This window comes from Bifidobacterium callimiconis (genome assembly GCF_003952005.1).
Classification (GTDB): Bacteria; Actinomycetota; Actinomycetes; order Actinomycetales; family Bifidobacteriaceae; genus Galliscardovia; species Galliscardovia callimiconis.
The window spans coordinates 1-15,452 of sequence record NZ_QXGJ01000016.1 but is presented as its reverse complement, the minus strand read 5'-3'; the positions used below and the strand labels follow the sequence as shown (position 1 = coordinate 15,452).

9 protein-coding genes and 2 rRNA genes are annotated in these 15,452 nt (G+C 61.3%); 5 read left to right on the top strand and 6 right to left on the bottom strand.

The window, feature by feature from the left end; all coding sequences use genetic code 11:
- Positions 1-3: 3 nt before the first annotated feature.
- Both D2E23_RS10650 and D2E23_RS10645 read left to right on the top strand, forming a co-directional pair.
- On the top strand, positions 4-3,399 hold the full coding sequence (locus D2E23_RS10650; RefSeq protein ID WP_241227289.1) for an FtsX-like permease family protein: 3,396 nt from the start codon (positions 4-6) through the stop codon (positions 3,397-3,399).
- Between the two features lie 479 nt (positions 3,400-3,878).
- A complete protein-coding gene (locus tag D2E23_RS10645; protein WP_126030882.1) occupies positions 3,879-4,238 on the top strand; it encodes a hypothetical protein in 360 nt (119 codons plus the stop codon).
- A 54-nt stretch (positions 4,239-4,292) separates the two neighbouring features.
- Here the strand turns inward: D2E23_RS10645 and D2E23_RS10640 are convergent, their stop codons facing one another.
- The gene (locus D2E23_RS10640; protein WP_164520797.1) at positions 4,293-6,848 is read right to left on the bottom strand and encodes an excinuclease ABC subunit UvrA; all 2,556 of its coding nucleotides are present in this window, start codon (positions 6,846-6,848) and stop codon (positions 4,293-4,295) included.
- Positions 6,849-7,146: 298 nt separating this feature from the next.
- Here D2E23_RS10640 and D2E23_RS10635 point away from each other — a divergent pair, with 298 nt between their 5' ends.
- From D2E23_RS10635 to D2E23_RS10625, 3 genes are all read left to right on the top strand, one after another.
- On the top strand, positions 7,147-8,763 hold the full coding sequence (locus tag D2E23_RS10635) for a beta strand repeat-containing protein (protein ID WP_241227288.1): 1,617 nt from the start codon (positions 7,147-7,149) through the stop codon (positions 8,761-8,763).
- Between the two features lie 113 nt (positions 8,764-8,876).
- Positions 8,877-9,683: a hypothetical protein gene (locus D2E23_RS10630; protein ID WP_126030881.1), complete on the top strand. Its 807-nt coding sequence runs from the start codon at positions 8,877-8,879 to the stop codon at positions 9,681-9,683.
- 301 nt (positions 9,684-9,984) lie between these two features.
- A complete protein-coding gene (locus tag D2E23_RS10625) occupies positions 9,985-10,803 on the top strand; it encodes a YoaK family protein (RefSeq protein WP_126030880.1) in 819 nt (272 codons plus the stop codon).
- A 38-nt stretch (positions 10,804-10,841) separates the two neighbouring features.
- On the opposite strand, the gene D2E23_RS10620 is transcribed toward D2E23_RS10625, so the two are convergent.
- From D2E23_RS10620 to rrf (D2E23_RS10600), 5 genes are all read right to left on the bottom strand, one after another.
- Positions 10,842-11,954 (bottom strand): DUF2974 domain-containing protein, encoded by a 1,113-nt coding sequence (locus tag D2E23_RS10620; protein WP_126030879.1) that lies wholly within the window; start codon positions 11,952-11,954, stop codon positions 10,842-10,844.
- A 199-nt stretch (positions 11,955-12,153) separates the two neighbouring features.
- Positions 12,154-13,194 (bottom strand): zinc-dependent alcohol dehydrogenase family protein, encoded by a 1,041-nt coding sequence (locus tag D2E23_RS10615; RefSeq protein WP_126030878.1) that lies wholly within the window; start codon positions 13,192-13,194, stop codon positions 12,154-12,156.
- Between the two features lie 129 nt (positions 13,195-13,323).
- Positions 13,324-14,733 carry an MATE family efflux transporter gene (locus tag D2E23_RS10610; protein WP_126030877.1) on the bottom strand — a complete coding sequence of 470 codons (1,410 nt, stop codon included), beginning with the start codon at positions 14,731-14,733 and terminating at the stop codon, positions 13,324-13,326.
- Positions 14,734-14,855: 122 nt separating this feature from the next.
- Positions 14,856-14,972, bottom strand: a 5S ribosomal RNA gene (gene rrf, locus D2E23_RS10605).
- A gap of 352 nt (positions 14,973-15,324) precedes the next feature.
- Positions 15,325-15,441: ribosomal RNA gene (rrf, locus tag D2E23_RS10600) — 5S ribosomal RNA — on the bottom strand.
- Positions 15,442-15,452: the final 11 nt, after the last annotated feature.

The window sequence follows — 15,452 nt, the reverse complement described above, 5'->3', positions numbered from 1 at the left end:
GACATGGGCAGAACACATGCACGACGAGGAACACGATCCCGCGGCGGCGGGAGGCCGCGCGCCAGCAGGAAATCACGCACAGGCGCCGGATCACGCGGCCCGATGCGCAAGCGCATGCTATGGAAGGACATCCGACAGACCCTAGCGAAATCCAAGGGCCGCTTCCTCTCCATCGTCAGTCTGATGGCACTGGGATCGTTCGCCCTGGTGGGACTGTCCGTCACCGCCCCCGACATGCAAAGCACCGGCACCACGTTCTACAACGACCACAATCTGGCCGACGTCACCATCATCAGCGACTACGGACTGACCGACGACGACAAGACGATCATCCAAGACACGTCAGGCGTGCGCGACGCCGAATTCGGCTACTTCAAAGACGTGACTATCACCGGCAGCGACCACAGTCTGCGCGTATTCTCCACACCGACGACCGTGTCCACCTACGCCATCGCGAAAGGCCGCATGCCGCGCGCCGCCACGGAAATCGCCCTGGACGCCGGCGAGCAGGACAAGTACGCCGTCGGCAGCACGATTCACGTGACCGAACAGCCCGACATCGCCGGCGACACCGTGCTCACACATACCGACTTCACCGTGACCGGATTCGTCGAAGCCAGTGAGATCGTCTCGGATCTCAACATGGGCCAGTCGACCGCCGGCAGCGGCAAGCTCGACGGCTATGCGGTGGTGCCGGACAGTGCGTTCGACTCCAGCGTGAGCATGATCGGACGCGTCACATTCACCGACACGCGCGGCGTGGACTACTGGACCACCGCATACCGCGATCTGGTGCAGCGGCACAAGGACACGCTGACCAAGCGGCTGGCCGGCCAGCCGCAGGCACGCGAGGAGTCGATCCGCGCGGAACGCCGCGAACAGATCGACAAGGCGCAGCAGCAGGTGGATGACGCCAAACAGCAGCTCGCCGACACGCAGCAGCGGCTGGACGATGCCAAAACACAGATCGAATCGGCCAAGGACCAGATGACCAGCAGCTCCACCCAGGCCCTCGACCAGGCCTCCGCGGCAGGCGCGGAACTCTCCGGCGCCGTGGCGCAGATCGCCGCGGCCGGCAGCTCGATCACCTCCGCACAGACCCAGCTTGCGGCCGGAGCCCAGCAACTCACCGGCGGCCAGACACAGCTCGGCACCTCCTGGCAGCAGCTTTCCGACGTCAAGACCCAGCTCGATCAGGCACGCGCCCAGCTCGAAGCCGTCAAACCCGTGCTCGACAGGACCGGCTCCCTCTTGAACTCTTGGGCGAACACCGGACTGACCGGCAGCATGTACGACACCATCAAAGCACGCTACGATCAGGCGCTCGACGCCTACAACGACGCCGTCGGCCAGTACAACACCGGACTGGACGCCTACAACTCCGGACTCGAACAGTGGAGTGCCGGCGCACGGCAGCTCGATCAGGGTTCGCAGGAGTATCAGGACAATGCGGCCGCGCTCGCCGATGCGTCGAAGCAGCTCGCCGGCAAGCAGCACGAGCTCGGCTCGGCGGTTTCCCAGGCCACCGGCAGCGTAAGCGACGGCGCATCGCAACTCATCAAGGGACAGCGACAGATCGAGAAGGCCGAGGAGGAGTATGACGCCAAACTGCAGGAGTTCAATGATGCCAAGCCCGAGGCCGAGCGGAAGATCACGGACGCCGAACACAATATCGCGCTGGCCCGCGAGAAGGTGGATTCGCTGGAGGTTCCCGCGTATTCGATCGACGGTCGTCGCGAGGGACTGACTTCGAACGGCTACCGTGTCTATGAGATCATCGCCGACATCGTGCGCAAGCTGGCGAACATCTTCCCGTTCTTCCTGTATTTCGTGGCGGCGCTGGTTACGTTCACCACGATGGGGCGCATGGTCGACGAGGAGCGCACGAATTCCGGCACGCTCAAGGCGCTCGGCTACGGCAATGCCGACATTCTGAAGAAGTTCGTGTTCTATGGGTTCACTGCGTCCACGATCGGCACGCTGATCGGCGTGGCCGCGGGCCATACGCTGCTGCCGCTCATCGTGTACCACGCCTATGATTCCGGGTTCACCATGCCGCGTATCGCGCTGGAGTTCCATCCGGGAATCACCGCGACGGCGTTCGCGCTGTCATGGGTCAGCGCCGTGGTCCCGGCGTGCCTTTCGGCGAGCAGGGAGCTTCGGGAGAAACCGGCGAGCCTGCTGCTGCCCAAGCCACCGGCGAAAGGGTCGAAGATCCTTCTCGAGCACATCACGCCGTTGTGGAATCGTCTGAGTTTCACACGCAAGGTGACGGCACGCAACATCTTCCGATACAAGACGCGCATGTTCATGACCATCTTCGGCGTGTGCGGCGCGGTGGCGCTGCTGACTGCCGGTCTGGGCGTACAGTCGTCCATCGGACAGATCAGCGAACGTCAGTTCGGCGATCTCATCCATTACGACATGATCGTCGCGGAGAAGTCCGACAACAACGACGAGCAGCGCAAGTCGCTGGCCGACGCGATGAACGACGACGCGATCTCCGAATCCAGCGCGATCCGCTATGAAGAGGTCACCAAGACGGCGGGCAAGGCGAACGACAAGCAGACCATCACGTTGATCGCCACCGACGACGCCTATAATTTCGGCGATTACATCACGCTACGCGACCGCGTCACGCATGATCCGCAGGTGCTGACGGACGACGGCGTGGTGATCAGCGAGCGCATGGCCGACATGCTGAATGTTCGGGTCGGTGACACGTTCACGGTTACGGACGGCAATGGCGTGGAACGGCGTATGCGTGTCGGCGGCATCTCGGAGATGTATATCGGCCATTTCATTTTCATGACCGCGGGCGGGTATGAGCGCGTGTTTGGCGGGGATTATCGGTCGAACGCCTATCTGGTGCGGCTGAAGGATTCCAGCATCGAGAACACCGGGAAGCAGGGTGCCGGATTCATGGCGATGGACGGCGTGCGCGGCATAGTGCAGAACACGACGATGAAGAATCAGGTGGCCACGATCGTTGATTCGCTTGATCAGATCATGGAGGTGCTGATTCTGGTGGCCGCGCTGCTGGCGATTGTGATTCTGTACAATCTGACGAATCTGAACGTCTCGGAGCGCATTCGCGAGCTGTCGACGATCAAGGTGCTGGGTTTCCATAGCAATGAGACCACGATGTACATCTATCAGGAGACGATTCTGTTGTCCGGTCTGGGCATTCTGGCCGGATACGGGTTCGGCGCGTGGCTGCATCGGTACATCATCACCGAAGTGCCGCCGGATGAGGTCATGTTCGATCCGGCGTTGGGCTGGCTGGCGTTTGTGGCGCCGGTCGTCGTGGTCGGCGTGGTGTTGGCCGTGCTCGGCTGGGTGATGTATCGCCGTCTGAAGAACATCGACATGCTCGCCGCCCTGAAATCCGTGGAGTAGCCCTCCCCAGCGTCCCCCGACAGCGAGCCATCACGCGTCCGCGTGAGCTTCACCGTTCTTCTCTCCCCCCCATCGAGGAGAAACGTCACGTACACACGTGAGTCTCACGATGACGACGGGCACGGGGGTGACGGTCTGACAAACCATACGCGCACGTGTGAGCCTCATTGCTTCGTGCTCCCTCCCCGGGAGGGAGCTGTCGCACGCACGTGTGAGCCTCGTTGCTCTGTGCTCCCTCCTCAGGAGGGAGCTGTCACGCGAACGCGTGACTGAGGGAGGGATTCCACCCCCATTGTTTCACGCCCCCCACTCATGTTTCACGACACACCCATTACACCAAATTAGAACATACGTACGAAATATGCTATCTATAGAACCATCAGCACAGCAGCCGATACCGCCCCACCTTCGACACCACCACCCCTATCACCAACACCGTTCATCAGACGCCAACAACCCATATAGGACAAGGATTCCACATGCTTACCATCACCATTCGCCCCACGGCGATCACTTTGATCGCCCCGATCGCCCTCATCGTCGACGACGATTCCATCGCCGCCGCAGCCCTTTCACCAATCCACGGTATTCACAACTCCAAAGCCATCAATATCGGACATATGTTCGATAATCTCGAGTCGAGAATGGTTGTCTCCCCCGGCGACTGTCTCTGCGACGAATGTATTCACGACGCATTCTGCGATGAATGCCTCCGGGAGGAGGACTGTTCCATCTCGGAATATCTGGAGGAGGAACTGCTCCGCAGACGCTCCGAGCCGACTCCGCCCTGCACGTGCAGCCGTGAATCCACGGTCATGGTACAGCCGCGAATCTCTTGAATCTCACCGGCTTCGGGAGCCGACGTTGCCTGAGGAGGATATGAGATATCCCGCTTAGGCCTTCCCGCAGTAGGAGGCAAGGTACTTGCCGGTGATGCTTTCCGGGATAGTTGTGATATGGTCCGGCGTGCCGGCGGCCACGATTCGGCCGCCGGCCTCGCCGCCTCCCGGACCCATGTCGATCATGTAGTCCGCGTTGGCGATCACGTCGAGATCATGTTCGATGACCACCACGGTGGCACCATTGGCCACCAAGCCATCGAATACGCCCAACAGCACCCGCACGTCCAGCGGATGCAATCCGATGGTCGGTTCGTCGAACACGAAGACGGCATCCGACTGGACCTTGCCCATCTCACTCGCAAGCTTGAGCCGCTGCGCCTCGCCTCCGGAAAGCGCCGGCGTGGGTTCGCCAAGCGTGAGATATCCGAGTCCCAAATCATGCAGGGTCTCCAACCTGGCATGCACCTTGCGCAGGTCGTCGGTCACCGTCAACGCCTCGTCAACGCTCATCGCCATGAGCTGCGGCAACGTCATCGTCGTTCCGTTCCTGGAACGACGATGGATGTGACCGGCTTCGACCGAATACCGGCTTCCCCGGCAGTCCGGACAGTCGATGTCCACGTCCGGCAGGAACTGCACATCCAAACTGATCTGCCCGGTGCCGTCACAGGTCGGGCAGCGCAGCCGTCCGGTGTTGTAGGAAAAGTCCCCCGCCTTGTATCCGGCCGCCTTGGCCTCGTCTCCCCTGGCGAAGGCGCGACGAAGTTCGTCATGTACACCGGCGTAGGTGGCCACCGTGGAACGCACGTTGGCGCCGATCGGCGTGGCATCGATCAGATTCGCGCGGGCGATTCCATCCGCCTCGATGCCGTGTACATGCGACGGCAGGGGTTCGTGCGCGGCGGCGGCCTTCAACGCGGGAATCAGCGTCTCCAGCACCATCGTCGTCTTGCCGGAACCGGAAACGCCGGTCACCACGATCAGGCGGCCTCGGGGAATGTCCACGGAAAGCGGCTTGACCGTATGCAGAGACCCGGTCTCCATATGAATGCGCCCGGCTGCGAACATGTGATCCTCAGGAACCTGTTCGCGGATCCGCCGCGTCGCCCCAGTCCGCAGGAACGGTGCGATACGGCTGTCCGGGTTCGAGGCGATCTCCGCCACGGTACCCTGCGCGATCACGTGTCCGCCTTCGGCTCCGGCCACCGGCCCCATCTCGATGAGATGATCGGCGGCCCTGAGCACGCGGACGTCATGATCGACCACGACCACCGAATTGCCGTCGGCCACCAGATCGTCCATCACGCCGAGCAGACCGTCGACATTCGACGGGTGCAAACCGATGGACGGTTCGTCGAGCACATAGAGCACGCCCGTGGTGCGATTGCGTACGGCGCGGGCCAACTGCACACGCTGGCGTTCCCCAGTGGACAGCGTTGCCCCGGCCCTGTCGAGCGACAGATAGCCCAATCCAAGTTCCAGCAACCGTTTCGCCACGTCAAGAAAGGATTCGCCAATGTTCGTCGCCATCGGGCGCAAACCGCCGTCAAGCGTGTCTGGAACAGCCCGCACCCAGGCCACGGTTTCGTCCAGCGTCATGGCCGTCACCTCGGCGAGATTCAGACCGTTGATCCTTGGACTGCGTGCTTTTGCGGACAGTCTCGTTCCCTCGCAGTCCGGACACGGCCCCTCCTTGAGGAATCTGGCCACGCGTTTCAGACCTTTTTCGTCCTTGGCCTTGGCGAGCGCGTTCTCCACGGTGTACACCGCATTGAAGTACGTGAAGTCAAGCTCGGCGAAGTCGTCCCCTTTCTTCGGCTTGTACAGGATGTGCTTTTTGACCGCCGGACCGTTGAATATGATATCCCGTTCCTTCTCGGTGAGGTCACGGAACGGCACGTTCGTACGCACGCCCATGGCACCGCACACCTGCTTCATGAGATCCCACATCAGGGAACCCCACGGCAGTACGGCACCGTCGTCAATGCTCTTGGACTCGTCCGGCACCAGCGCGGCTCGATTCACCTCACGCACGACGCCCGTACCGGAGCAGGTAGGGCACGCACCACCGGAGTTGAAGGCAAGATCCTCAGCCCCCGGCCCGAAGAACTCCTGTCCGCATCCCGAGCAGACGATCGGCTGCTCTGCGGCGACGTTCAACGTCGGAGCGTTTCGTGTGCCGCAGTGGGGGCATGTATGGGAGCCGACGCGGGAAAACAGGAGACGAAGACTGTTGAGCAGTTCGGTCATGGTACCAAAAGTGGACCGGATGCCGGGAACGCTCGGTCGCTGGTGTAGTGCGAGTGCCGCCGGCACGTGCAGCACCTCGTCCACCGCCGCTCGGCCTGCCTGGGTGAGTCGTCGACGGGTGTATGTGGATAACGCCTCCAGATATCGGCGCGACCCTTCCGCATACAGTACGCCCAATGCCAGTGAGGATTTGCCCGAGCCGGAGACTCCGGCTATGCCGACCAGCCGGTTCAACGGCACATTCACATCGATGTTCTTGAGATTGTGCACCCGGGCGCCGTGCACTTCGATGACCGACGGCACCCCGGCAGCGGTCTTGCGGTCAGACTTCACGAAAGTGTTGTTGCGATCAGTCATATCCCCATCCTCGTCAACTCACTATGATCGTCTCATCCCTTCATCGAACATACCATTTCCGACGACCTTGAACCGCAGGCAGCCCGGATGGCCAATATAGGGGGAACCAGCACGTGATCGTCGGATTTCATTCTTTCCGCGCCCCAACGTTTCCAGTCGATATTCAGAAAACTTCCGGTGAACATTACCACGATGCCGAGTGCCCCTTACGCAAATATCGAGACCCCCTTGCGCTCCTCCAAAGCCGTCTTTTCGTCATCCGTCGTTCAATGAAGTCATCAACTTCGAAAGGACGATCATGAACATGCACAGGTCGGCGACTCCGCGCAGATCCGCTTCACGCTCCCGAGGAGCAGGCAACGGAAACGTCCGTCCGGTACTCGCCACTCGAAAACTCATCGCCGTCGCCGCAGCTCTCTCCCTGGCCGGAGGCCTGGCCGCTGGAGCCGGCAGCGCATTCGCGATCCAACATCTCTCCTCGTCATCCATGTCACAAAACGGTGCCCCCGGCGGCATGGGCGGCGCGAACACCATGAAATACGATTACACCGGCTCATATTCGGCAACGCTCACCGCCGACGGCGAGACCAAGGCGTCCGACGGCGAGACCATCGAATCCTCGGATTCCGATGTGAACGCGACGCTGTCGCAGAACGGCGGAACACTGACCATCACCAATGACACACTCACCAAGTCCGGCGACAGCGACAATGCCGACAACAACAACTTCTACGGCACGAACTCCGTTTCACTCACCGTCGGCGAGAATGCCAAGACCGTCATCAATGGCAGTAAGATCACGGCATCCAGTTCCGGCTCGAACGGCGTGTTCGCCACGGACTCCGGCACCGCACTGGTCAACGACACAACGATCAGCACCACGTCCGACAATTCCCGCGGACTTGACGCCACGTATTCCGGTACGATCTTGGCCGGTACGGTGACGGCGTCCACCAAGGGCGACCATAGCGCCACGGTTGCCACCGACCGTGGCGGCGGCAACGTGTCGATCACCGATTCCACGCTGTCCACGGAAGGTTCCGGCTCACCGCTCCTGTATTCGACCGGCGACGTGCAGGCGAACAACGTGACCGGCACCGCATCGGGCAGCCAGATCGCCGGCATGGAAGGCTACAACACCATCCTGATCAACAATTCCACATTGGAAAGTACGAATACCGGCAAGACCGGCTCCGATCCGATCGCCAACGGCGTGATCATCTACCAGTCCACATCCGGCGACGCGGAATCCTCCACCGGCGAACATGCCACGTTCCAAGCCAAGGATTCCACGCTGAAGTCAGCCATCGAATCCGGTTCGATGTTCTACTTCACCAACACCACCGCCGACGTGGTGCTGCAGAACACCACGCTCGACTTCAACACCGCCAAGGCCACGCTGATCAACGCGTCAGGCAACGATGCGAACAACTGGGGATCGGCGGGTTCGAACGGCGCGACCGTGAACTTCACCGGCCGAAACCAAACCCTGGAAGGCAAGGTGACCGCCGATACGATCTCCACAGTGAACCTGTATCTGCTTGAAGGCACCACATGGACCGGTTCGGCGTCAATCACCGACAATGCCAACGCCACGGACGACACGGCCAGCGACGCACCGATCAGCGTGAACGTGGACGGCACCTCCACCTGGGTGGTGACCGAGGACACCACGATCTCCACGCTCAACGTGGCGGACGGCGGCAAGGTGGTCGATTCGAACGGCAACACCGTGACCATCAAGGCGAACGGCAAGACCGTGGTCTCCGGCGACAGCGACATCACCGTGACCGTGACCGGCGACTACTCCACCACTGTGAGCGCCGGCGATGACACGGAACTCACCACCGAGACCATCGACCGCAGCGACTTCGACTCCCAGTTCGGCACCAGCACCTCCTGGACCATGAGCTGACCCCCGTCAGCCCCCTCCTCTTGGCTCCCCTCTCCGAGGGGAGCTGTCGGCAAAGCCGACTGAGGAGAGCCACCCCGTAACGATTCAGTATTCTTCACCGTAAGGAGCATAGAATGACCAACACCACCCCCGCCGCCAATACCCCGCAGCCCAGCACCCAATCCACTTCGACGGCAAACGCCACGGCATCGAACACTCAGCAGACCCAGTCCATCTCCCAGCAGCCCTACGCGCCCGTCGCCCCCGATTACGCAGTTGACCCGAATACGGCAAACGCTGCGAGCGCCCAGCCCGCCACACAGTCAGCCACTTCCACCGCACCCGCCACGCAATCCGCTCCCACCGCCGCCTATGCACAGCAGACACCGGCAGCATACTCCCAGCAGCAGGCACAGCCGCAACAAGCCGGTCAGCAACCCTCGTCCGCATACTTCCAGCAGCCAAGTGCCACTCAGCCCGGCGACCGACAGCCCGGTAGCGCCCCGGCTCCCGACAACCTGCTTCACCCCCAGCCCATCGCCCCTCAGTCCAAGGCATCGAAGCCAAAATCCCCCATCACCGGCAATGGCCTGGGCAAGAAGATGTGGGGCCTCATCGCCGGCGTGTCACTGGTATGCGGCCTGATCGGAGGAGCGGCGGGAGCCGCCACCGTGAACGCGATCACCGGAGGTCACGGCTCCGGCCCCGGCAACAGCCAGCAGATGCAGGCGCCCGGCGGCAACGGAAACTCGCAGAACGGCAACATGGGACAGCCCCCGAGCGGAAGCATGGGCGGTCAGGGAGGCCCCGGCAACCAGAGCGGCAACAGCACCGACTCCGATTCCAACGGCAGCTCCAATTCCGGCAGCTCTGACTCCAACAGTTCCGGCAGCTCAAGCTCCAGCAGTTACACCGGCGCCGATGACTCCGAACTGATCTGACGTCCCGCCCGCTCGCGGGATCCGTCCGCCCGCGGGCCCGCGCATCCCCACGATGCTCACGATCCCCACAGTCGCACGTGGTTCCCCGCAGCCCCGCATAATTCCACAGCATGCACGCGTATCCGCCTCGCATCGCCCCATTTCAGGCCTCCCTCACCGCTTCCGAGGGAGGCCTTTTTCTTACCCGGAACACGCCCGTTCCCATTGATGGCTAGGATGTCGGTTCAGAACCCATCCATATCCGCAAGCCCCGGAGCCAACCCGCAGGGCTCCGAACCGTTCAGGAAGCACCACCGCCATCATGACATCGCATCTCGTTGAAGCGAAACGCACACTGATCCCCCGCAAAGACGACCAATACGGTCTGCTATCGCCAGCCTTGGTGTTGCTGACGTTCGTGGCCGGACTTGTAGACGCCCTGAGCTATCTGGCATTCGGCCACGTGTTTGTCGCCAACGTGACCGGCAACATCGTGTTCCTCGGCTTCGCGATCGCCCACGCACAAGGCTTCGTCTGGTGGACGTCGGCACTGACCCTCGTCTCGTTCATCGTGGGGGCGCTCATCGGAGGGCGGATCATCCGCCGCTATGGCGACAACCACGCCAAACACCTGCTCGTCTCAACCGGCATGCAGCTGGCATTCGTGGTCGCGGCACTGCTCGGCACCTACCTGCTGAACTGGATCGCATCCAACCCATCATTGAACGGCAACGGCGCCATGATGATAGTGCGCGGCGCGGAACCGAGTCTGAACTTCCCCACCGCCAGCCACATCGACCTGCACATCATCATGCTCATCATGCTGCTTGCCCCCGCAATGGGCATTCAGAACTCCACCGCACGCAAACTGTCGGTGCCGGACCTGCCCACCACGGTGCTCACCATGACACTGACCGGCATCGTCGCCGACGCGTCGGCGCACGGCCACGAACAGTCGAAATTCGGCAGACGCATCGTGGTGATGATGGCGCTCGCCTTCGGTGCGCTCACCGGCGCATTGTTGCAGGCGCACGGTCACGAGGACATCATTCTGATGGTCATGATCGTCTGCCTGCTGGCGGTCATCGCACTGATGCTCCCGAACATCCACTCCGACGCCCCATGGGTCGGCGAACGATAACCGATACGGCCACAAGACATCTCCGAAATCAGGAAACCCTATTCCTCCGTCTGCTGCTCCCCCGGCTTCAACGCGGACGCCACCAGACCGCCCACCACAGCGATCATGGCCTCACGCTCCTCCGGATCCACGCCCCGCGCCGCCTGGACCATCATCGGCACGGTCTGCCGCCAGTGCGCGCTCAGCTCGCCGAACGTGTCGTAGCCGCCGGATTCAAGGATGGTGAACAGGTTCTCGATGAACAGTCTGCGCCGCTCGTCGTCGTACCGGTTCATCCATCCGTTGATCACATCCGCCAGATATTCGGCGCCCTGCGACAGCCCCGGCGTCTTTTCAAAGGCCCCGTCACGCACCTGCCAGTTCAACGCGAAATGCTGCATGATGCCGATGCCGTCACTGGCGACCACGGTGTATCCCGCGTGATCATTACCCGTGTCGGCACGGGGTTCGAACAGCATGCCGATGATCGACGACGACGGCACGGTCTTATGTATGCGTCCCGCCATGCGTGCGAAGCCTGGCGTATTCATAAACGACTCATCGAATCCCGGACCGTCATGCGAATACACGGCAATGATACGGTCCTGGATAGGCTCGGGCGCGACGGCCGCCGCATACACCGCCAGATTGCCGCCCTTGGAATGACCGCCCAGCATGATCAGTCCATGCCAGTGCGCGGCGACCTCCCGCACGTATCGCGCCGCGGCCTCCTGTGCGGCCACGGGCCGGCGGAAGGCCATCATGAAGTCCTCCTTCCACCCCACGATCGAACTGTCCGTACCACGAAACGCGATATACAGCAGGCCGTCGCCCAGATCGAACGTGCTGGCCGAGAACTGCTTGGCCGTCTCGGGATCGGACTCGCTCACATAACCGCCGACCCGCACGTCACGCCAGCGCGGGTTCTCGCACATCGCACGCACCAGCTCCACATTGGCCTGCGGCGACCAGACGCGGTTGAACATGGCGTCGTATGACTCGGCGCGCAGCAATGACTGCAACGGAACCATGGAGAACGACGGATAGTGCGGCACCACGGCAGGCATACGCGCATACGCGAGCTGTGACAACACCAGACTGTCCACTTCGTTGAACGCACGCATTCCGAAATCGTCGAACGACGACCGCATATCATCGATGACATTGCCCATGCCGTATTCTCCCCGATTGTTCGTTTCGCCGTCCGACGATCGTGCCCATCAGTGCACATCGTCATAGTGACCACCACCATAGTGACCACCACCGTCACAAGCACAAGGGCGGCGATGCCACGCCCCATGGTGCCCATGGTACGCGGGATCGCCGCCCTACGGATACGTATCAGTCCTGCAATACGTAATCAGATGTGCGTCAGAAGCGAATCAGCGCCTTGATGACCTTGCGCTGATCCATCGCTTCGTACGCATCCTGAATATGGTCGATGTCGTACTCGCCAGTGAACACGCGACCGGGGTTGATATCGCCGTTGAGTACGGCGTCAAGCAGACCGTTGAGATCGTAGTGGCGCACCGGCGCCGGACCGCCCTTGATGCCGATGTTGGCGTAGAACGTGCCAGTAGCGCTGATCTCCACGTCGTGCGGCAGCCCCACGCGTCCGATCACGGCGCCGCGACGGGCCAGCCCGATCGCCGTGTCGAACGACTGCTTGGATCCGACGCATTCGAGCACGGCGTCCGCACCGTAGCCGCCGGTCATCTCCAGCACCTTGTCGATGGCGGCCTGATCGCGCTCGGGCACGATGTCGGTGGCGCCGAACTCGCGGGCGAGCGCCGCACGATCCTCGTGACGGCTCATGGCGATGATGCGGGAGGCGCCCAGCATCTTCGCCGCGATCACGCCGCACAGGCCGACCGCGCCATCGCCCATCACCACGGCGGTATCGCCGGGCTTGACCTCGGCGGAGACGGCCGCATGGTAGCCGGTCGACATCACGTCGGAGATGGTCAGCAGCGAAGCAAGCTGCTCGTCGGTGTAGTCGGAGGGGCTGCCCGGCACCTTGACGACGGTGCCGTCGGCCTCAGGCACGCGCAGGTATTCGGCCTGGCAGGCGGAGAAGTAGCCGCCGTGAGGGCATACGGATTCGAATCCGGCCTTGCATACCGGGCACTTGCCGCAGCTGAACGGGAACGGCACTACCACGAAGTCGCCGGGCTGCACGGATTCCACGGCCGAGCCGACCTGCTCCACTACACCGATGGATTCGTGACCGGTCTGACCACCAACGGTCTGCGGGGTCAGTCCGCGGAAGAACCACAGGTCGGAACCGCACACGCAGGCGCGCACCACGCGGATCACGATGTCGTCGTCCTGCTCCAGCTGCGGCTTCGGCAGCTCCTTCACGGCCATCCTGCCGGGGGCTTCGAATACGGCCGCCTTCATCATGTCAGTCATTAGAACTCCTTTGTCGGTAGCGCTCCGATCGGTAGCGTCCTCATCGGTAACGCATTGTCGGTATTCACGCTACGGACTTCAAGCACTTGAAGTAAAATGCCGACACGCCCGACGTGGATTTCCTCAATTTCACACGGTTTTGTCCGTCGCCGTTTCCTTGTCTGCTCTGCCGATGACCTTCCGATACGTGACGGCGAAGATCACGCCGGCCACCAGACCGGCCGTCGCGTCGGAGATCGGCTCGGCCACGAAGATGCCGAACGCGCCCATGAAGTGGGGCAGTATGATCGCCAGCGGCACCAGAAGGATGATCTTGCGGAAGATCGCGAGGAAGATCGACTGTTTGGCCTGCCCCATACCGATCAATGCGCATTGCGTGCCCATCTGAATGCCGAATACGCCCCAGCCGCACATGAATATGGGAATCATGCGCACGGCGATGTCGGTGACATCGGGACTGGAGGTGAACCACGAGACGAAGAAGCCCGGGAACACCGCCATCAGCGTAACGAATAGTACGGCCGACGTGATCTGCGTGGCGAAGGCCATGATAATGGCCTGCTTTACGCGCCTGTATTGTCTGGCTCCGAAGTTGAAGCCGATGATCGGCTGGATGCCCTGCTGGAATCCGGTGCACAGCACGTTCACCAATTGCATGAGACTGGTGATGATGGTCATGGCGGTCACGTAATCGTCCCCGCCGTAGCGTTGGAGTCCGGAATTGAAGACCACGTTGATCAGGCATTCGGTGATCTGCATGATGAACGGCGCAAGTCCCAGCGTCAGGATCGGCACGACGATCATACCGAAACGAATATTGCCGGGACGCAGACGGATGGCACTACGACCGGAGCAGAGGAACGCCACCACCCAGATCGCCGAGATCAGCTGGGCGATCACATTCGCCAGTGCGGCCCCGCGCACGCCCATATCAAGCACGAAGATGAACAGCGGATCCAGAATGATGCTGAGTCCCGCACCGATCAGTACCGACACCATGGCGACGGCTGTCTTGCCCTGTGCCGATATGAAATTATTGAGGCCGAGTGTGAGTTGGATGAACACCGTGCCGAGCAGATACACGGTGATGAAATCGACCGCGTATTCGATGGTGGCGTCGCTGGCGCCGAACGCCATGAGTATGGGACGTTTGGTGATCTGCAGGACGATCATCAGCACGATGGATATGGCGACGAGGAATGCCGTGCTGGCGCCGAGGATGCGCTCCGCCCGTTTGAAGTTGCCTCGACCGAGTTCAATGGATGCGCGAGGGGCTCCTCCGGCACCGATCAGCATGGCGAATGCGCTGACGGCCAGCAGGATCGGGAAGCAGATGCCCACACCGGTCATGGCCTGATCGCCGACTTCGGGAATATGCGCGATGAACAGACGATCGATGATCGTATACGATGCGTTCGCTGCTTGTGCCACGATGGTGGGCACCGACAGTGCGAATGCCAGACGTGGGATCGGTCGTGTCCCCAGCCCCGCATCGTGGGAATGATTATGGTGTGCGACCTTCGCGCGCCGATCCTTCATACCACTTCATCTTTCTCAACGTATCGAATCAACCGTAGCGATTCTAGTCCGCTCCCGTTCGCGTATTACCGCGAAAACAAAAAACGCTTGTCGACTTCGACAAGCGTTTTATTCAAGAGTAAATGCTGCGGCGTGCTACTCTCCCACACCCTATCGAGTGCAGTACCATCGCCGTGCCAAGCCTTAGCTTCTGGGTTCGGAATGGAACCAGGCGTTTCCCTTGTGCCATGACCGCAGCAAGAAATAAGATACAGGACCTCCCCCATATTGCCAAATCCCGGCGTGTCGCACCATGCTCCAATGAATCGTCTCGAATCTAGTTCTTGTATTGAGTCACCTCGTATTGAGTCAATGGATGCGATAACAGATCTGTACCACCTCGACACATACCTGCGTAGCCATTCCAACTCATTCGCTCCAAGCTAGGTATTTGCTTGCTTCCATTTCCCGTCTTTCATTGACGATTGACCTGGCCCGGGACCACGTCGAACCGGTTACGAGAAAAGATGCGTGACAATTATTCGCATATGGAAGGTGCTGGAAAAACATAAAGCCCCCGACACTGAGTGTCGAGGGCTTTATAAAGTAATTGTGCGGTGGTGTGCTACTCTCCCACACCCTGTCGGGTGCAGTACCATCGCCGTGCCAGGTCTTAGCTTCCGGGTTCGGAATGGGACCGGGCGTCTCCCCTGGGCCATGACCGCCGCAAAACCTTGAAA